Here is an 18,895-nt window from a genome sequence, read left to right on the forward strand (position 1 = left end):
GACGTCATACCTGGGCCGAGACCAGCTTCCGGCCGTCCACCGTGACGATGTCGACCGACTTCACGTCGTCGGGGGCGACCAGCGCCGACCCGTCGAGGTTGAAGCCCTGGCTCTCCCACTTCTCCGACACCTGCCAGCTGCCGGCGGTCACCGCTTTGCCTTCCTTGGTGACCACTTGGAGCAGGCACTTCTCGCCGGCTTTGACGCCCTTGACGCTGACGTCCGTCTTGACCCAGCCCTGGAACGGGATGATCGATGCGGCCAGCTGCACGCCGGTCGTCGGATCCCGCCCTTCGACGGTCTTCGTGCCGGGCACGTTCGACGGTGGCGGCGCGGGAAGCGCCTGATTCGGTGACTCGGCCGTCTGGCGGCCCACCAGCACGCCGCCGCCGAGGGCGGCCACCACCAGCACCGCCGCCGCGACCAGGGCCAGGCCCCGGCGTGGCGCACTGCGGGCCGGAGCCACGCGCTCTTCCTCGTCGCGCACCCGGCGCAAGGTCTTCTGCAGCAGCAGGTCCCCGCCCTCGGGCGGCCCGTCGAGGAACGCCTCGGGCGGTACCTCGTCGAGCGAGTCGCGCAGGGCCACGAGCTCGTTCAGGTCGAACCGGCACTGCGCGCAGGTCTGCAGGTGCCGCCGCTCGAAGTCGGCCGCCTCACCGGGATCGAGCGCGCCGAGGGCGTACGCGCCGAGCTGCGTGTGACTCTCGTCCACCGAGTTCATCGCGCCACCTCCGTTCCGCTCGAAATCATCGCTGCTCTGAGTGCTCGTAGTGCGTAGTAAGACCTTGATTTCACGGTACCCGGTGCGACGCCCAGTGTTCTCGCCGCTTCGGCCACCGTCCGTCCCCGGTAGTAGATCTCCACCAGGACCTCTCGATGCTCGTTGGACAGCCCGTCCATCGCCCCGAGCACGGTCATCGAGTCGACCACCCCTTGGGCGTGGTCACGCTCGACGGCCGGGGTCGGCACGCCTTCGGCCGGTTCGGCCACCTCTTGTGGCCGTGCCGCACGGGCCCGTGCCCGGTCGGTGACCAGGTTGCGCGCGACGGTCAGCAACCAGCCGCGCACCGAGCCTTTCCCGTCGTTCTGCAGGTCGTCGGCGTGTTTCCACGCCCGGACCAGCGTCTCCTGGACCACGTCCTCGGCTGCCGCACGATCCCCGGTCAGCCTCGTCGCGTAGGCCAGCAGGCTTCGCCCGTGTTCGGCGTACAGCTGCCGAATGAGGTCTTCACCTTTGGCCTTCTTAGGCCGCCTGCCTCCTATGGCCACCCTCGTCCTCCCGACGGTGTTCTGAGTCGTCGAGGACAGTAGTGCAACCCTCAGCTCCACCGGCGGTGCGTGCGTCGAGCGCAGCGCGACCATGGTGTTCATCGGCTGCCCGTCCTTCCTCGTTCTGCCCGGAAACCGTCGTCTGTCAGGACCCGGCGCCGCCGGCCTTGCCGCCCGCGGTGATCTTGCTGCCGTCCGGCGCGACGGCGAACCACGTGCCGTTGGCGCCTTGGCCGTTCATGTCGCCCGCCACCTTGTCGCCCGCGTACTCGTACAGCGGCCAGCCGTTGAGGGTGATCTGCTTGGTGCCGTCCTTGCGGGTCGCGGTGCCCACCTGGGTGTCCTGGATGCCCTTGAGCATCGGCGTGGCCACCCCGGCGAGCATCGGCGGCCAGGACGTCGCGCACTCGCCGTCGCAATTGGACGTCGGCGGCTGGGAGAGGTCCTTGTCGAACCGGTAGAGCGTCTTGCCGTCGGCGTCGGTGACCACCGCGCCGACACCGTTGATCGTGCCGACCTGCAGCATCTTGTGCCCCGGCTCCCCGTGTTGCGGTCCTTGGGCACCGTCGGCCATGTCGCCACAGGCGGACAACGATGCGACGGCGACGAGCGCCACCGCGCTGGCGACCACCGGCCCGATACGGTTCATGACGTTCTCTCCTCGGTGAGGGCGGCTCCGCCATCCGGCGGACCTCGATACCTCACAACACGGGCGTGGCCGAAAAACGGTTCAGCCCGGTTTTCGCCCCATTCGGTGCCGGTTCGCCGCCGGATTGGTCAGTCCCGGTGATCGGCACGATCTTGTCGCCGTGCGGGCGGAGTTCCTAAGCTGATCACGTCCGCACCGCCGCCCCCGCCCGATCCGGGAGGCCGCCGTGCCCGTCAAACCCTTCGTCCTGGTGGCGCTGCTGGCCGCGGGCTGCTCCGGCTCCGCGCCGGCGCCTTCGTTCACGGCAACCCTGACCACCCCGACGGACATCGTGCTGAGCTGGCCGGACGACGGGGCCGGCCACCGGATCGAATACGCGAACGACCCGGCCGGGCCGTGGACGACGCTGCGGTTCCTCCCGGCGCACACGACGAGCTACCACCACCCGGACCTGATCCCGGAGACGCCGTTCTACTACCGGGAACAGCCGTTCACCGGTCCGGTCTCGACGGAGGTGCGCACGGTGGTTTCCGGCGACACGGCCACGTTCACCTGGGCCGACCGCTCACCGGACGAAGCCGGGTTCCTCCTGGAGATCCGGCGTCCGGGCGCGCCGGACTACGACCCGGTCGAGGTGACCGAGCCGAACGTGACGACGTGTGCGCTCTCACTCCTGCCCGGCGAGGAGAAGTCCGCCTACCGGCTCCGGGCGCTGCACTACGGCCCGCTCTCCCCGGTGGTCCACCAGACCACCGGGAAGGAGCGGTAGCCGCTACTCGGCCGGGGTGAGCACCGTCCGCAGGAACTCGCCGGTGTAGCTGCCCTCGACCTCGGCGACGTGCTCCGGCGTGCCCTCGGCGACGATCTGGCCGCCGCCGGAGCCGCCCTCGGGGCCCATGTCGATGATCCAGTCGGAGGTCTTGATCACGTCGAGGTTGTGCTCGATCACGATCACCGAGTTGCCCTTGTCGACCAGCCCGTTGATCACGCCGATCAGCTTGTTGATGTCCTCGAAGTGCAGACCGGTCGTCGGCTCGTCGAGGATGTACACCGTCTTGCCGGTCGAGCGCTTCTGCAGCTCGCTGGCCAGCTTGACGCGCTGCGCCTCACCACCGGACAGCGTCGGCGCCGGCTGGCCGAGCCGGACGTAGCCGAGGCCGACGTCCACCAGCGTCTGCAGGTGGCGGTGGATGGCCTTGATCGGCTCGAAGAACTCCGCGGCCTCCTCGATGGGCATGTCGAGCACGTCCGAGACGGTCTTGCCCTTGTAGTGCACCTCGAGGGTCTCCCGGTTGTACCGGGCGCCCTTGCAGACCTCGCACGGGACGTAGACGTCCGGCAGGAAGTTCATCTCGATCTTGATCGTGCCTTCGCCGGCGCAGGCCTCGCAGCGGCCGCCCTTGACGTTGAACGAGAACCGGCCCTGCTGGTAACCGCGGACCTTCGCCTCGGTCGTCGCCGCGAACAGCTTGCGGACGTGGTCCCAGACCCCGGTGTAGGTGGCCGGGTTGGACCGCGGGGTCCGCCCGATCGGCGACTGGTCGACGCGCACCAGCTTGTCGACGTGGCCGAGGCCGTTCACGCGGGTGTGGCGGCCCGGCACCTGGCGGGCGCCGTTGAGCTTGTTCGCCAGCACCGTCGCGAGGATGTCGTTGACCAGCGTCGACTTGCCCGAGCCGGAGACGCCGGTGACCGAGACCAGGCAGCCGAGCGGGAACGAGACGTCGAGGCCGCGCAGGTTGTGCTCGCGCGCGCCGACCACGGTCAGCTGCCGCTTCTTGTCGATCGGCCGCCGGATCGCCGGCACCTCGATCTTCCGCCGGCCGGACAGGTACTGCCCGGTCAGGGAGTCCTTGCTCTTGAGCAGCTTCTTGTACGGTCCACTGTGGACGATGTGGCCGCCGTGCTCGCCGGCGCCCGGGCCGATGTCGACCACCCAGTCGCTGGAGCGGATGGTGTCCTCGTCGTGCTCGACGACGATCAGCGTGTTGCCGAGGTTGCGCAGCCGGGTCAGCGTCTCGATCAGGCGGTGGTTGTCGCGCTGGTGCAGGCCGATCGACGGCTCGTCCAGCACGTACAGCACGCCCACCAGGCCGGAACCGATCTGCGTCGCCAGCCGGATGCGCTGGGCTTCACCACCCGAAAGGGTGGCCGACGCGCGGTCGAGCGAGAGGTACGTCAAGCCGACGTCGAGCAGGAAGCGCAGGCGGGCCTGGATCTCCTTGAGCACCGCGCCGGCGATCATCGCCTCGCGCTGCCCCAGCTCCAGCTCGTCGAGGAACTGCGACGCCTCCGCGATGGACAGCGCGCAGACCTCGGCGATGGACATGTCGCCGCGGGTCTTGTGCGCCAGCGTCACCGCGAGGATCTCCGGCTTGAGCCGGGTGCCCTGGCAGGCCGGGCACGGCACCTCGCGCATGTAGCCCTCGTACCGCTCGCGCATGTACTCGGACTCGGTCTGCTCCTGGCGCCGCTCGAGGAACGGGATGACGCCTTCGAAGGCCGCGTAGTACGAGCGCTGGCGGCCGTAGCGGTTCTTGTAGCGGACGTGGACCTGCTCGTCGACGCCGTGCAGCACCGCCTTCTGGGCGCGCGCCGGCAGCCGCCGCCACGGCGTGTCCATCCGGAAGCCGATGGTCTCCGACAGTGACTCGAGCAGCCGGATGAAGTAGTCCGCGCTCTGCCCGCCCGACCACGGCGCGATCGCGCCCTCGGCCAGCGACAGCTCGTCGTCCGGGACCACCAGCTCCGGGTCGACCTCCTTGCGGATGCCGATGCCGGTGCACTCGGGGCAGGCGCCGTAGGGCGAGTTGAAGGAGAACGAGCGGGGCTCGAGGTCCTCGATGGCCAGCGGGTGGCCGTTGGGGCAGGCGAGGTTCTCGGAGAAGCCGCGGATCCGGTGCGGGTCGTTCTCCGGGAGGTCGACGAAGTCGAGCTCGATCAGCCCGTCGGCCAGGCGCAGCGCCGTCTCGACCGAGTCGGTGAGCCGCTGGCGCGAGCTCGACTTGACGCTCAGCCGGTCGATGACCACGGCGATCTGGTGCTTTTCCTGCTTCTTCAGCTTCGGCGGGTCGGTGAGCGCGTGGACCGTGCCGTCCACGACCACGCGCGCGTAGCCCTGCTGCTGCAGGTTCTCGAACAGGTCGACGTACTCGCCCTTGCGCCCGCGCACCACCGGCGCGAGCACCTGGAAGCGGACGCCTTCGTCCATCTCCAGCACCTGGTCGACGATCTGCTGCGGGGTCTGCTTGCTGATCGGCTCACCGCACGTGGGGCAGTGCGCCTTGCCGGCGCGGGCGTAGAGCAGGCGCAGGTAGTCGTAGACCTCGGTGATCGTGCCCACAGTCGAACGCGGGTTGCGCGAAGTCGACTTCTGGTCGATCGACACCGCGGGCGAGAGGCCCTCGATGAAGTCGACGTCGGGCTTGTCCATCTGCCCGAGGAACTGGCGGGCGTACGCCGAGAGCGACTCGACGTAGCGCCGCTGCCCTTCGGCGAAGATGGTGTCGAAGGCGAGGCTCGACTTCCCCGACCCGGACAGGCCGGTGAACACGATCAGGCTGTCGCGGGGCAGGTCGAGATCCACGCCGCGGAGGTTGTGCTCGCGGGCACCGCGAACAACGAGGCGATCAGCCACGCCAGGGTCCTCTCAGGTCATTCTCAAGTCATTCTGCTGCGGTCGCCGGCCCGGTCTGTGCTCTCTCGAGCTGCTCTCTCGAGCTGGCTGCACGGGCGGCCGCTTCCATGCTACGAGCCACCACCGACAGAAACTGATTCCGCGCCTCTGACCTGCGGTTCTTCGGGCTTCCGGCGGCTGGTGAGCCACCGGTGGGCCGGACGTTCGACCCCCGCGGTGACCGCCCAGCCGGCCAGCACGGCGGCGACGAGGATCACGGGGAGCCGCAGCCAGCCGGGGAGGCCGGCGTCGACCAGGGCACGGGCCAGGATGTAACCCAGTTCCTGGTGCACCAGGTAAAGACCATACGAGATGCCCGCGAGCCAGGTGACGGCCGGGGCGATCCGCGCCAGCCCGGGGAACCGCCAGTCGGGGCCGCGGGCGGCCACGCAGACCAGCAGGAGCAGGACGGCGAACCCGATCGTGGACGGCCAGCGCAGCGCGTCCTGCGGCAGCGCGACGTGGAACGGGAACACCTGCAGGTCCTGCGCGGCGACGGCGGCGACCACGAAGAGCGCGGCGTGCCAGTTCTCGAGCCGCCCCCGCGACCACAGCCAGATCGCGACGCCGATGGCGAAGACGTGCAGCCGGTGCAGGCCGAGGCCGTAGAAGAACGTCTCGACGACCGGGCTCGCCGTCCCCGGCGGGAAGACGAGGAACCGGAGGGTGAGCGGGACGAGGATCAGCGCCCAGAGCAGGGCGACGGTCAGCCGGTGGGTGCGCCACGACCGCGGCCACAGCAGGGCCGCGCCGGTGAAGGCCATCAGCTGGACCGGCAGCGTCCAGTAGGAGCCGTCGAGGTAGTAGAAGTCGCCCGAGCGGATGCCCCACTCCTGCACCATGCCGAGGTTGGTGACCAGGTCCAGCCCGGTCGGGATGTACCAGGGCGACGGATTCGCCGGCGGTCCCTGCGGCACGCCGAACAGGAACCCGATGACGCCGGGCGGGTAGGGCAGGCCGCTGAAGGAGATGGCCGCCCACCGCGTCACGACGTAGGTCACGAGGACGGCGACCAGGTACGCGGGTACGAGGCGCGCGACGCGGTTCCACAGCCACCGGCGCGGATTGCCCTTGCGGAGGCTGGCGCAAACGAAGAAGGCGGAGATCACCAGCAGGATCGCGGCGCCGAACTGCGCTGTCACCCGGAAGGGGTACCCCGTGAGCTCGGGGTGGAGAAGGGCACCCTGGTGGGTGACGTGCCCGAGGATGACCGCGAGGACGGCGACGACCCGGAGGAGGTCCCAGCTGATCCGGCGCGGCGTCGGGGAGGTGGGCACGGTCGTCCTGAGGTCGGGGCTGGCGGGGTCCGCCGTGAGCCTACGTGGCGGGGTGGCCGCGCGCTTGTGCGGGTGGAACCGCTTGGAACGAAACGACTACCGTGTGCACGGTGAACATCGTGGACACCTACACCGGGCACGTCGACCCGGGCGGCGACGCCGCCCGGCGCACCCTGGACGCGCTCACCGTCACCAAGCTGTCCGTCGGCCCGATGGACAACAACGCGTACCTGCTGGTGTGCCGGGAGACGAACGAAGCGCTGCTGATCGACGCGGCGAGCGACCCCGAGCGCATCTCCGACCTGATCGGCCACGGCCCCGAGCGGCCCGCGTTGCGGACGGTCGTCACCACCCACCAGCACCAGGACCACTGGCAGGCCCTGGGCGCGGTGGCGGGAGCGAACGGAGCCAACACGGCGGCCCACCCGCTGGACGCACCGCCGCTGCCGGTCCCGCCGGACTTCCTGGTCGAGCACGGCGACACGCTGACGGTGGGGCAGGTCACCCTGTCGGTGATCCACCTGCGCGGCCACACGCCGGGGTCGATCGCGCTGCTGTACCGGGATCCGGGTGGTCACCCGCACCTGTTCACCGGGGACTCGCTGTTCCCGGGCGGGGTCGGGAAGACGGCGTCGCCGGAGGACTTCACGTCGTTGCTGGACGATGTGGAGACGCGGATCTTCGGGGAGCTGCCTGACGAGACGTGGTTCTACCCGGGCCACGGGGATGATTCGACGCTGGGTGCGGAGCGGCCGAAGCTGCCGGAGTGGCGCGAGCGCGGCTGGTGAGCTGAGCGGCGGGCCGGCCCGCATCGGTGCCGGCGAGCCGAGCATGATCGGGGGCACGCCACCGGAGATCGGCGCCTGTTCGGTATCAGGCCGAAGGGTCGTGGATCCAGGCGACCTCGCCGGTCTCCGGCAGCCGCCCGAGGGCCTCGGTCTCGGCTGCGATGCGACGGAGGCGCTCCTCCTTCGTGCCGGACCACGCCTGGAAACCGGGGTCCTGCTCGATGAGGTCCCGCTGATCTCCCACCGAACTCCGCCGGATTCGCCGATCCGCAACCGGTGAGCCTACGCATCGAGTCTCCGAAGTTGCCCAGAGGAAGTTGCCCAGAGCTGCGCGACCGGCAACGCCTCGTCGCGGCGACGCGAGCCTGTGACGTCCTCTGGTGGGGGATCGTCGACGACCCCACGGACTCGGACGGAGCAGCCGGGTAACGCTTGAGCCGTCAAAGCCGGACCTGGGGCAACTCACCGGACGAACCGGGCGTCTCCCGGAAACCCAGCGCTGGGACTCCCATCGGTTCTCTCCGTCAGGAGGCCACCATGCCCAGAACCCGACGACGTGCGCTCGCCGCCGTCACCCTGCTGATCGCCGGGAGCGGGATCCTCGCCGCCGCGGGGCCCGCGCAGGCCGCCGATCCCGTCATTCCCACCCTCACCAACATCCGGACCGGGCTCAACGCCGGGTTCGACCGGGTCGTGCTCGACCTCGGGAGCGGGCCCGCTCCCGCCGTCTCCTACCAGCTCGTCGACGAGCTCACCGCCGACCCGAGCGGCGAGATCGTGTGGCTCACCGGGGAATACTTCATCAACGTCGCCGCCTTCCCCGCGGCCGCGCACGATACCGCCGGGAACCCGACCTACACTGGGCCGCAGAAGTTCCGGACGCGGAACCTGCACAACGTCATGGCCGTCGCCGTCACCGGGGACTTCGAGGCGAGCCTGAACATCGGGCTCGGCGTGCGGTCGCGGACCGCGGTGAACGTCTTCACGCTCTCCGCACCCAACCGCGTCGTCATCGACGTCGCCCACTGAGCGGCAGGCGGGGAAGTCACCCGCGCTCGTACGGGATCTTCTCCCCCGCCTCGACCGCGAACGGCAGGTGGTTGCCCGCCGGCGGCAGCGGGCACGTCGCGAAGTCCGTGAACGCGCAGGGCAGGTTCACCGCGCGGTTGAAGTCCAGCTCGACCGACCCGTCCGCTGCCGGTGCCCCGACCGGCAGCGAGCGGTTGGCCGCGTACGTCGTCACGCCGCTCGTGCCGTCGGTGAACAGGATGCTGAAGCCGCCGTCCTTGCCGTTGAACGCGGTCAGCGTGTACGACGCGCCCTGGTGCGAGAAGTGGACCAGGCCAGGTGCCGTGTAGACGTGGCTCAGGCCCTCCACCACGGCGCCGACCGTCGTCGGCCGCGGCGAGTCGAACGGCTCGAACCGCCCGGGCAGCACCCAGGACGGCGACGGCTCGTACGCCGGGACGCCGTGGAACTCGCGCAGCACCTCGGCCTTGGGGTCGTGGACGCGGATCAGGTACCCCGACCGGCGGGCCACCTCGATCTCGACGTCACCGGCCAGCACCCGGGTGCCCGCGCCGCTGTTGACCAGCTCGAACCGCCGGACGCCGGTGATCGGTTCCCCGTCGTGGGTCAGCGAGGCGCCGGCCGGGTCGACGTAGGCCGCGTCGGCGTAGGCCGCGTCGGCGTCCTGCCACCAGCGGCCCGGGATGCCGGGGTACTCCCGGGGAGCGTCCGTCAGCCAGTCCAGCGAGACCAGCGCCAGCCAGCCGTGCGGCTCGGCCAGGTCGGTCTCGCGCCGCGTCTTCCAGTCCTGCCACTCTTGGGTGAACGTGCTCATCGCGGGCCCCTTTTCCGTCGGCTACGACCTTGCCAACCCGCTGCTCGCGCCGCTATTCCGCGTCCCAGTATCCGGACGCCCACCTCAGTCGAAGGACCACTGCAGCCCGTAGCTCAGGCCCTGGTGCAGGTCGTGGAACTCGAGGCCGACCTCGCCGACCCGGTTGACGGTCAGCGCGTCGCCCGAGTCGATGCCGTCGTCGACCACCCGGCCCGGGACGCCGTTGAGGCGCCACACCCTTGACGGCGGTGCCGCCCGGTCGAACCGGACCCGGACCGAGAACTGCTCGCAGCGGCGCAACGGCGTCATGGCGTAGTACGGCCGCAGTTCCGTGCGCCGCGGCGTGAACCGGATGCCGTACTCGTGGCGCTGGCCGAGCCGCAGCGGGCTCGGCAGCCGCATGATGAACTGCGCGTGGCTGGCCGACATCTGGCGCGCTTCGACGATTTCGCCGCCGAACAGCGCGTCCGCGGTGATGTCCGGCACCGGGTCGCTGCCCGGCTCGGCCGGCACGCTGAACGGCAGGACCAGCTCGTCGAGCTCGTCGACCTCCGCGACGATCCGGCGTTCCTCCGCCAGTTCCGGCGGGTCGCGGTCGAGCCGGAGCATCGCCTTCATCGACTCGACGTACCAGCCGGCCAGCGGGTGCAGGTCGCTGCGGGGCGCGGGCGCGCCGAGCAGTTCGTCGAGCCTGCGGAACGCCAGGTCGATCCGGCGGCGGGCGGTGCGCGGGTCGCGGTCGAGGACGCTGGCCAGCCACGAGATCCGCCGGTCGAGGAACTCCCCCGCGGCCTCCTCGTGCAGGCCGAGTGCCGCCAGCGCGGCCAGTTTCAGGTCGGCCGGCAGCCGCCCGCACAGCTCGGTCAGCCGCAGCACCAGCTTCTGGCGCGCGGCGGCGGGCTGGTCGGTTTCGGTGATCGCGCACGCCGCCCGCAGGCAGGGGCCGATCCGCTGGTGCAGGTCCGCCGCGTCGAGACCGCGGCCGCGGCGCAGTTCGTTCAGTTCGCGCACGAACGGGGAAGTGTGCTCTTCCGTCGTCCCACCCCCTCGTCCGCCCGCGGAAGATTTGCCCACGTTACCATTCCCGTTCCACGAAAGCAGGACGAATTCCGGACATCGGCATTCCGGGAAAGCCCGGCCGGCCGGCCCCCCACGAGCCGGCCGGCCGGGTGTCACCGCGGGTCAGTTCGCCCCGAAGATCAAGGCCCAGATCGAGTGACTCTCCATCAGACACACCTCCTCATCGCTGTACCCAGGCCGAGGCGGAAAGCGGCGCGGAGCCGTGGAACGTCGGCGCGGCCGGCTCCGTCGCGTTTCCGGCGGCCACCGCGAAACCCGCGACGGCGCCGACCACGAACGCGGCGAAGACCGATTTCACCAGGGTCAAAATCCTGCAGTAGACGTTCACGACACGGGCTCCCCGACCTCGTTCGAAATGGAAATCCGGCCGGTTGGCATCGCATTCTTTCCGGCCGGATTCCAGCATCGCGCGACGGCGGCGTCCCTCAGATGTCCGCTGTCACGGGAGTTGTGTGCCGTTTGGCTCAGAGTGGGCGAAGGCACGCAGGACGCGGAGCTGGCGGATGAGGAACCGGCGACGGCCGGTCTCGACGATCCCGCGCTCCCGCAGCACGCGCAGCGCCCGCGCGACAGTACGCCGGGCCGCGCCGATCTGCGCGGCGATGTCCTCCTGCGACAGCGCGTCGACGACGACGCCTTCCGGCGCGGTCCGGCCGCGCTCCTCGGCCAGCCGGACCAGGACCACCGCCACGCGCCGGCTGACGTCGAAGGCGGCGGCGTCGATCCGCGCGGACTCGGCGTGCCGCAGCCGGGCCGCGACCGTCTTGATCGTCGCGATGGCGATCGCGGGCCGGGCGAGCAGGACGTCGAGGAACTCGGCGCCGGTGAGCTGGAAGACGGTGCAGGGTTCGATCGCACGCACCGACGCCGACCGCGGCCGCCCGGTGACCGCGGCGAGGTCGCCCAGCACCTCGCCGGGGCCGCGCAGCCCGAAGAGCACCTCGCGGCCGTCCTCGACGATCGTGGAGACGCGCACCCAGCCGGAAACCAGCACGTGGACGTGGTCGGACGGGTCGCCCTCCATGAGCACGACGTCGTTCGCGCGGAACCGGCGGCGGGTGCCGCGGGCGAGCAGGTATTCGCGATCGGTGTCGGCGAGGTAGGCCAGGAGTGCCCCGTCCGCCGTGTCGTCTTGCCCGCTCATGGCTCCCCTCCGGCTGCCCACCGTAACCCGGCGTGGCGGCCTTCGGCGACCACCGCGACCGGTAGGGTCGCCGCGTGGACGTGGAGATCTACACCGACGGCGCGTGCAGCGGGAACCCCGGACCGGGCGGCTGGGGCGCGGTGCTGCGCTACGGCAGGCACGAGCGCGAGCTGTACGGCGGCGAAGCCACGCCGACGACGAACAACCGCATGGAGCTGACGGCACCGATCCGGGCGCTGGAGAGCTTGACCCGGCCGTCGCAGGTGCGCGTGTACACGGACAGCACGTACGTGCGCAACGGCATCACGCAGTGGCTCCCCCGCTGGAAGAGCAACGGCTGGCAGACGGCGGCGCGCGCCCCGGTGAAGAACGCGGACCTCTGGCAACGCCTCGACGCGGCGATCGGCGGGCACACGGTCGAGTGGCTGTGGGTCAAGGGCCACGCGGGACACCCGGAGAACGAGCGAGCGGACCGGCTCGCGGTGCGCGGTGTCCAGGAGGCCCGGGAGAGCGGGAAGCCGGTCAACGCGGATTAGTCCGGAGTGGACGGTCGTGGGAGAATTCCCCGGTGCCTCCCGCTCCGTGCCCGTGCGGCCTCGCCGAGTCCTACGCCGACTGCTGCGGCCGCTTCCACGGCGGCGGCCTCACCGCTCCCACCGCCGAACTGCTGATGCGCTCGCGGTTCAGCGCCTTCGCCGTCGGCGACACCGCGTACCTGCTGCGCACCTGGCACCCGGGCACGCGGCCGCGGCAGCTGCGCCTCGACCCCGGCCAGGAGTGGACGCGGCTCGAGATCCTCGGCCGCACCGGCGGGGGCCTGCTACACGCCGAGGGCACCGTCGAGTTCCGGGCGCACTACCGCCACCGAGGCCGGGACGGGTTCCTCGAAGAGAACAGCCGCTTCCGCCGCGAGGACGGCCACTGGGTCTACCTCGACGCGGAAGCGTGAACGCCGTGCGGTGCAGGCCGCCAGCGTGCTGAGCAGGGCAGCGACGGGAAACTGACCCGCCGCGCCGGCCGGGTGTCCCGCTCAGCGAAACACCCCGCACCGGCTTTGAGAGGACGATTCCCGGCCACTCCTGCTGGCCCTGCACCCCGCCACGGCGGGGCAGGCCGCCCGTGTCTGACGAACGGCCTCTGTTCTCGGCGTGACCGGGCCGCTACCATCGTGCCCAATTGTTAGGAAAGTTCCCTAACGATGGTCCGCTGTCCCCCGCCGCCGTGGGTGCCTAGGAGGCGCGCTAGTGAGCTATCGGCAGAGAAGAACCCGGACTCTCCTCGCGGCGGCGGTGCTGGCCGTCGCGGTGACCGGGGCGACCGTCCCGGCCGCGACCGGACAGGAACCGGTGCGAGCGGTGGTCGCGGCCGCGGCCCCGGCGACCGCGGTCCCCGGCTTCCTGATCCAGACGTCCGCGCAGGTCAGCGACGACTCCGCGGTCTCCAAGCCCGGCTACAACACCGCCGGCTGGTACCCGGTCGGCCCGCGTTCGACCGTCTACGCGGGCCTGCTGGCCAACGGCAAGTACGCCGACCCGTTCTACTCGACCAACATGAAGAACGTGCCGACCGCGGACTTCCAGGTCCCGTGGTGGTACCGCACCGACCTGACGGTCGCCGACACCTCCCAGCGCACGTACCTCGACTTCAGCGGCGTCCTGTCGAAGGCCGACGTCTGGGTCAACGGGACGCGTGTCGCCGACAAGACGCAGGTCAACGGCGCCTACACCCGCCACGACCTCGACATCACCGCGCTGGTGAAGGCGGGCACGAACAGCGTCGCGTTCAAGATCTACCCGAACGACCCGAACAAGGACCTCTCGATGGGCTGGATCGACTGGGCGCAGACCCCGCCGGACCAGAACATGGGCATCGTGCGGGACGTCCTCGTCCGGCGCAGCGGTCCGGTGGCGCTGCGCGGCGGCCACGTCGTCACGAAGCTGACCGGGCTGAGCCACGCCGACCTGACCGTGAAGGCCGACGTCCGCAACGACTCGGCCGCCGCGGTCAGCACGACGGTCTCCGGCACGGTCGCCGGGCGCGCGATCAGCCAGACCGTCTCGCTGGCGGCCAAGGAGAAGAAGACCGTGACGTTCCCGGTGGCCGGGATCGACAACCCGCAGGTCTGGTGGCCGGCCGGGATGGGCGGGCAGCCGCTCTACGACCTCGACCTGACCGCGGCCGTCGGCGGGACGGCGTCGGACTCCTCGCACTCGAGCTTCGGCGTCCGCCAGGTGACGGCGAACAAGAACGCCGGCGGCGGCCGGGCGTACACGATCAACGGGCGCCCGCTGCTGATCAAGGGCGGCGGCTACTCGCCGGACCTGTTCCTGCGCTGGAACGAGCAGTACGCGGCGGACAAGCTCGCCTACGTCAAGGACCTCGGGCTCAACACCGTGCGCCTGGAAGGGCACATCGAGCCGGACGAGTTCTTCGACCTCGCCGACCGGATGGGCGTGCTGACGCTGCCCGGCTGGGAGTGCTGCGACAAGTGGGAGGGCCAGGTCAACGGCGACGAGAAGGGTGACCCGTGGACGGCCGCGGACTACCCGGTCGCGAAGGCGTCGATGACCGCGGAGGCCGAGCGGCTGCGCGACCACCCGAGCGTCATCTCGTTCCTGATCGGCAGCGACTTCGCGCCCGACGCGACGATCGAGAAGAACTACCTCGACGCGCTCAGCGCCGCGGACTGGCCCACCCCGGTGGTCCCGGCCGCGTCGGCGAAGTCGTCGCCGCAGCTCGGGTCTTCGGGCATGAAGATGAACGGCCCGTACGACTACGTCCCGCCGAACTACTGGTACGACAAGGCGCACAGCGACCTCGGCGGTGCATGGGGCTTCAACTCCGAGACCAGTGCCGGGCCGGACATCCCGACCATGGACACGCTCAAGCGGATGCTGTCGTCCGGTGAGCTGGACACGCTGTGGAAGAACCCGTCGGCCGCGCAGTACCACCGGTCTTCGTCGTCGACGTTCGCCAACCTCAAGCTGTTCGGCAACGCGCTCACCGGCCGCTACGGCAAGCCGGCGAGCCTCGACGACTTCGTCCGCAAGGCGCAGCTGGCGCAGTACGAGAACGTCCGCGCCGAGTTCGAGTCGCACTCGCGCAACTTCAGCGACAGCTCGAACCCGGCGACCGGGATCATCTACTGGATGCTCAACAGCGGCTGGACGTCGCTGCACTGGCAGCTGTTCGACGCCTACCTCGACCAGAACGGCTCGTACTTCGGGGCCAAGAAGGCGAACGAGCCGCTGCACATCCAGTACTCGTACGACACCAAGTCGGTCGTGGTGGTCAACCACAACCACGACGCGGCGTCGGGCCTCACCGCGTCCGTGAAGCTGTACAACCTCGACGGGACGGAGAAGTTCACCCAGTCCAAGGCGGTTTCCGTGGGCGGTGACGGGGCGAAGACGACCGCGCTGACCATCGGCTCGGTGAGCGGGCTGTCGACGACGTACCTGGCGAAGCTGGTCCTGACCGATTCGGCGGGCAAGGAGGTCAGCCGGAACGTGTACTGGCTGTCCACCAAGGCCGACACCCTCGACTGGGGCAACAGCGACTGGTACTGCACGCCGACGACGTCGTACGCGGACCTTTCGGGGCTGAACTCGCTGGGTTCGGCCACGGTCGACGCGAACGCTTCCTCGACGGCCGGCGCCGACGGCACCACGACGACCAAGGTGACGCTGAAGAACACCACGACCGGCAAGATCCCGGCGTTCTTCGTCGACGCGCACGTGGTCGGCGCGGCGGGCGCACCGGTGCTGCCGGTGCGGTGGACCGACAACCAGGTCAGCCTCTGGCCCGGCGAGTCGACCACGCTGACGGCGACGTACCGGACCGCGGACCTCAAGGGCACCAAGCCGTCCGTGCGGGTCGCGGGCTGGAACACCGGCACGAAGACGATCCCGGCGGACGGCACGGCCGGCCCCGGGCCCGGTGACCCGGTGGACTACCAGGCCGAGGACGCGACGATCACCAGCGGCGTCACGGAGTCCAACCACACGGGCTTCACGGGCACCGGGTTCGTCAACTACGACAACGCGGTCGGCAGCGCGGTGGAGTTCTCCGTGCCGGCGGCCACGGCGGGTGCGGCGAACGTCGTCCTGCGGTTCGCCAACGGCACCACGACGAACCGCCCGATGGACATCACGGTGAACGGCACGAGGGTGGCGTCCGCGGTGGCCTTCGGCGGCACGGGGAACTGGGACGCCTGGCAGACGGTCACGATCCCGGTGACCCTGACCGCCGGGACGAACAAGATCAAGGCGACCGCGACGACCGCCAACGGCGGCCCGAACGTCGACAAGATCACCGTCTAGGTCCGGGAAGGCCTCCTTACCGGCGCTGGTAGCCGGTAAGGAGGCCTTTTTGCTTTTCGAACGCCTGTGGTCAGCCGGCTTCCGGTCGAGGGTCCCGGCTCTTCAGCTTGGCCAGCTGCCCTGCCTCGGGTCCCTCCGGCACGGCGGCCGCATCGCTGAGCGCGCACAAGACCGAACGAGGATTGTCGAGCAGAGACGGGTCGCGATCGAGCATGGCGATCTCCGACTGCGTGAGGTTGCGAACCAGCGGAACACCGTCGATCTTGACGATCAGGACCGACCCGATCTGCACCAAGGCCGTCGGTGAAGCCTCCAGGGCGACGAGCAATTTCGCCACGGCGTCTCCCTGGGCTCGGTCGACCTGCGCTTGGTTCTTGGCGAGGAGCTGGAGCTCGATCCCGCGTTCGATCTTCTCGAACCGCCGACGCATTTCTTCCGAAGAACCGGCCCGGCGCAGCCGGAAGACGAACGAGCGACGCCAGGACCCCTGCTGCGCAGGGTAGGCGCGAACGACCGCGAACCCCTGCGCAGCCAGCAGGCTCTTGACGGCTTCCTGAACATCGGCGCTGCCGGACTCGTCTTCGAGCCAGATCCGGACGGGTATCGGGAGCTGTACCACAGCACCGGTGTGCGAAAGGGCCGCGGCGATGCCTGCGGCTTCCGGATCGCCCTTCAGATGGTCTTGGACCCGTCTCAGCAAGGCCCGTTGGATGTCGATCGGACCACGCCGCCGATCAGCTTTCGGCTGATCCGGTCCGTCGCCTCCGCCGGGCGGAGTGTGCCGTCGCCTGCGACGATGCTCGAGCCGTCGCTCCTCCGTCAGTCGCGACGAGTCGCTCGGTCCTCTGTCTCGCCCTGAGCTCATCCAGCCGCCTCCGGTTCCGTAGGCATCGGTGACGGGGAGTAAGTCGCCGCCAGTCGTCCTTCTGCTACACCCGGAGCGCGCCCGCCCCGGCTCAATTCCAGAGCAGGCGCTGCTCGCGGTCCGGGTCGGACACCGTCGTCGAGACGTCGTCGAAGAGGCGCGTCACCCGGTCCGCCGTCGTGTAGCGCGGCCAGCCCGGGTCGCCGGTGGCCACGAAGCGGACCCAAGCCTCGAACATCTCCGTCGCCACCGCCTGCATCCGCTCCGCCGGGAACGGGCGGCCCGCGAACAGGAAGCGCCAGTTGCGGTTGCGGATGTCGTCGAACATCAGGGGCAGGTCGAGCCCGTGCACCGCGCCCAAGCCGCGGCCGCGCGGGGCGATGCGCCAGTCGAGCCGGTACATCCAGGCGTCCGGCTGCGCTTCGGCGAACCGGATCGCCGGGATCCACCAGTCCCCCGCCGTCAGCACGCGGTTGCGGAGCTGGTCCTCCGGCCCGTCGAATAGGTCGTTATACAGTGCGACGGCCTTCTCGATCGCGGGCGCGTCCAGCATCGTCGAGCCGACGCCCAGCAGCTTCGCGCCCCCGGACTGCAGCCAGCTGAACAGGTCCTCCTCGTCGGCTGTCGTGCCGATCAGCAGCGGGACCTCGCGCACACCTTCGAGCGGTGATTGGGGAAGCAGCTCGTCGCCGACGACCACGCGGTAGGTCACCTTGGTGCCCGACACCGCCGAAACCCGTTGCTGTGCCTCGAGGATCCGCGTCACCGGCAACGTCGACAAGTCGTCCGGCGACGCGTCCAGGTCCGCGAGGACCGCCGAAGCGACCGCCGCGCCTTCGTCCGGTGTGTGCACGACCGAGCCGACGCCGGTGCCGCTCTGCACGATCGCCTGGTGGACCAGGCCGCGGGTGGCGGGCACGGCCAGCAGCGTCCCGACCGTGCGGCCGCCGTTGGACTGCCCGGCCAGCGTCACCCGGCCCGGATCGCCCCCGAACGCGGCGATGTTGTCCCGCACCCATTCGAGCGCGGCGACCTGGTCACGCAGCGAAAGATTCGAGTCGGCGACACCGGGCAGGTGCAGCATCCCGAGCACGCCGAGCCGGTAGGCGACGGTGACGACGACGACACCTCGCCGCGCGTACGCGGAGGCGTCGAACTGGTGCGGCGCGCCCAGCACGCCGCCTCCGCCGTGGATCCACACCAGCACCGGGTACGAGCCGGGCGAGGCGGGCGCGTAGACGTTCAGGTACAGACAGTCCTCGTCACCGGTGAAACCGCGCCCGGTCAGTGCGGGCTGCGGCGCGCGCGGCGCCCACCGGGTGGCGTCCCGGACACCCGGCCACGGCGGCGCCGGGCGCGGCGCGCGGAACCGCAGCTCCCCCACCGGCGGCTCGGCGTAGGGCACCCCGAGGAACGTCCGCACGTCGTCCCGTCCGGACCCGCGCAGGGCGCCGGCCGCGATCTCCACCGTCGTCACGCGTCCAGCCTAGGGACTTGCCCTGGAGGGCGCTCCAGCGTGTTGACTGGGGCGCACACACCGGGAGGGAACCATGAGCGCGGCCGAAAACAAGCAGCTCCTGAAGACGGCGTTCGACGCCTGGGCGACCGGCGACATCCGGCCGCTCATCGCCGCGATGGCCGACGACGTCACCTGGACGGTCAGCGGGCACAACAGCTGGTCCGGCCGCTTCAGCGGCAAGGACTCGGTCCGCCGCGACCTGCTCGGCCCACTGGGCGCGCAGTTCGACGGCACCTACACCAGCACGGCGAGCCGGTTCGTCGCCGAAGACGACGTCGTCGTGGTCGAGACGCAGGGCAGCGTCGCGACCAAGGCCGGCGGGCGCTACGACAACAAGTACTGCTTCGTCTTCCGCGTCGAGGACGGCCGGATCCGCGAGATCACCGAGTACATGGACACCCAGCTCATCGCGGAGGTGCTCGGCGGAGCTGGCCCGGTGACGCCCGCCACGGCGCCGGGGTGA

Annotated in this window: 19 protein-coding genes; 7 read left to right on the plus strand and 12 right to left on the minus strand. The window is 70.4% G+C overall.

The features are described 5' to 3' along the window. Positions 1–4 precede the first annotated feature (4 nt). From C2L58_RS17685 to C2L58_RS17695, 3 genes are all read right to left on the minus strand, one after another. Complete coding sequence (locus tag C2L58_RS17685; RefSeq protein ID WP_103338684.1) at positions 5–721, minus strand: anti-sigma factor family protein; 717 nt, start codon at positions 719–721, stop codon at positions 5–7. Next, positions 718–1,269: a sigma-70 family RNA polymerase sigma factor gene (locus C2L58_RS17690; protein WP_026469270.1), complete on the minus strand. Its 552-nt coding sequence runs from the start codon at positions 1,267–1,269 to the stop codon at positions 718–720. The genes C2L58_RS17685 and C2L58_RS17690 overlap by 4 nt, the downstream gene beginning before the upstream one ends. A gap of 145 nt (positions 1,270–1,414) precedes the next feature. Further along, positions 1,415–1,918 (minus strand): hypothetical protein, encoded by a 504-nt coding sequence (locus tag C2L58_RS17695; protein ID WP_103338686.1) that lies wholly within the window; start codon positions 1,916–1,918, stop codon positions 1,415–1,417. Between the two features lie 226 nt (positions 1,919–2,144). Between C2L58_RS17695 and C2L58_RS17700 the strand changes: the two genes are divergently transcribed. Beyond that, complete coding sequence (locus C2L58_RS17700; RefSeq protein ID WP_103338687.1) at positions 2,145–2,687, plus strand: fibronectin type III domain-containing protein; 543 nt, start codon at positions 2,145–2,147, stop codon at positions 2,685–2,687. A gap of 3 nt (positions 2,688–2,690) precedes the next feature. Here C2L58_RS17700 and uvrA read toward each other — a convergent pair whose 3' ends face one another. Continuing rightward, positions 2,691–5,555, minus strand: a complete 2,865-nt coding sequence (gene uvrA / locus C2L58_RS17705) for an excinuclease ABC subunit UvrA (protein ID WP_103338688.1) — start codon at positions 5,553–5,555, stop codon at positions 2,691–2,693. A gap of 110 nt (positions 5,556–5,665) precedes the next feature. Beyond that, on the minus strand, positions 5,666–6,871 hold the full coding sequence (locus C2L58_RS17710) for an acyltransferase family protein (protein WP_103338689.1): 1,206 nt from the start codon (positions 6,869–6,871) through the stop codon (positions 5,666–5,668). A gap of 110 nt (positions 6,872–6,981) precedes the next feature. Here C2L58_RS17710 and C2L58_RS17715 point away from each other — a divergent pair, with 110 nt between their 5' ends. Further along, positions 6,982–7,659 carry an MBL fold metallo-hydrolase gene (locus C2L58_RS17715; protein WP_103338784.1) on the plus strand — a complete coding sequence of 226 codons (678 nt, stop codon included), beginning with the start codon at positions 6,982–6,984 and terminating at the stop codon, positions 7,657–7,659. Between the two features lie 85 nt (positions 7,660–7,744). On the opposite strand, the gene C2L58_RS49245 is transcribed toward C2L58_RS17715, so the two are convergent. Continuing rightward, positions 7,745–7,903, minus strand: a complete 159-nt coding sequence (locus tag C2L58_RS49245) for a hypothetical protein (protein WP_158264135.1) — start codon at positions 7,901–7,903, stop codon at positions 7,745–7,747. Positions 7,904–8,196: 293 nt separating this feature from the next. On the opposite strand from C2L58_RS49245, the gene C2L58_RS17720 reads away from it, so the two are divergent. Continuing rightward, positions 8,197–8,688, plus strand: a complete 492-nt coding sequence (locus C2L58_RS17720) for an AMIN-like domain-containing (lipo)protein (RefSeq protein ID WP_103338690.1) — start codon at positions 8,197–8,199, stop codon at positions 8,686–8,688. Between the two features lie 16 nt (positions 8,689–8,704). On the opposite strand, the gene C2L58_RS17725 is transcribed toward C2L58_RS17720, so the two are convergent. From C2L58_RS17725 to C2L58_RS17735, 4 genes are all read right to left on the minus strand, one after another. Further along, positions 8,705–9,502 carry a DUF1684 domain-containing protein gene (locus C2L58_RS17725; protein WP_103338691.1) on the minus strand — a complete coding sequence of 266 codons (798 nt, stop codon included), beginning with the start codon at positions 9,500–9,502 and terminating at the stop codon, positions 8,705–8,707. Positions 9,503–9,586: 84 nt separating this feature from the next. Next, positions 9,587–10,513: a hypothetical protein gene (locus tag C2L58_RS17730; protein ID WP_103338692.1), complete on the minus strand. Its 927-nt coding sequence runs from the start codon at positions 10,511–10,513 to the stop codon at positions 9,587–9,589. A gap of 229 nt (positions 10,514–10,742) precedes the next feature. Beyond that, positions 10,743–10,988, minus strand: a complete 246-nt coding sequence (locus C2L58_RS48675) for a hypothetical protein (protein WP_146073618.1) — start codon at positions 10,986–10,988, stop codon at positions 10,743–10,745. A 33-nt stretch (positions 10,989–11,021) separates the two neighbouring features. Continuing rightward, entirely contained in the window at positions 11,022–11,726 is a 705-nt protein-coding gene (locus C2L58_RS17735; RefSeq protein WP_103338693.1) for a Crp/Fnr family transcriptional regulator, read from the minus strand. 74 nt (positions 11,727–11,800) lie between these two features. Here C2L58_RS17735 and rnhA point away from each other — a divergent pair, with 74 nt between their 5' ends. The 3 genes from rnhA (at position 11,801) to C2L58_RS17750 (ending at position 16,048) form a co-directional block, all read left to right on the plus strand. After that, a complete protein-coding gene (gene rnhA, locus C2L58_RS17740; protein WP_103338694.1) occupies positions 11,801–12,262 on the plus strand; it encodes a ribonuclease HI in 462 nt (153 codons plus the stop codon). Between the two features lie 32 nt (positions 12,263–12,294). After that, positions 12,295–12,675, plus strand: coding sequence for a YchJ family protein (locus C2L58_RS17745; RefSeq protein ID WP_103338695.1), 381 nt, complete (start codon positions 12,295–12,297; stop codon positions 12,673–12,675). A gap of 295 nt (positions 12,676–12,970) precedes the next feature. Next, positions 12,971–16,048: a glycosyl hydrolase 2 galactose-binding domain-containing protein gene (locus C2L58_RS17750; RefSeq protein WP_199191317.1), complete on the plus strand. Its 3,078-nt coding sequence runs from the start codon at positions 12,971–12,973 to the stop codon at positions 16,046–16,048. A 70-nt stretch (positions 16,049–16,118) separates the two neighbouring features. Here C2L58_RS17750 and C2L58_RS17755 read toward each other — a convergent pair whose 3' ends face one another. Together C2L58_RS17755 and C2L58_RS17760 are read right to left on the minus strand one after the other, a co-directional pair. Continuing rightward, positions 16,119–16,748, minus strand: a complete 630-nt coding sequence (locus C2L58_RS17755; RefSeq protein WP_146073619.1) for a hypothetical protein — start codon at positions 16,746–16,748, stop codon at positions 16,119–16,121. Between the two features lie 256 nt (positions 16,749–17,004). Continuing rightward, complete coding sequence (locus tag C2L58_RS17760; RefSeq protein WP_103338698.1) at positions 17,005–18,390, minus strand: carboxylesterase/lipase family protein; 1,386 nt, start codon at positions 18,388–18,390, stop codon at positions 17,005–17,007. Between the two features lie 73 nt (positions 18,391–18,463). Here C2L58_RS17760 and C2L58_RS17765 point away from each other — a divergent pair, with 73 nt between their 5' ends. Continuing rightward, positions 18,464–18,895 (plus strand): nuclear transport factor 2 family protein, encoded by a 432-nt coding sequence (locus C2L58_RS17765; protein ID WP_103338699.1) that lies wholly within the window; start codon positions 18,464–18,466, stop codon positions 18,893–18,895.

Source organism: Amycolatopsis sp. CA-126428 (assembly GCF_002904335.1).
Lineage (GTDB): Bacteria > Actinomycetota > Actinomycetes > Mycobacteriales > Pseudonocardiaceae > Amycolatopsis.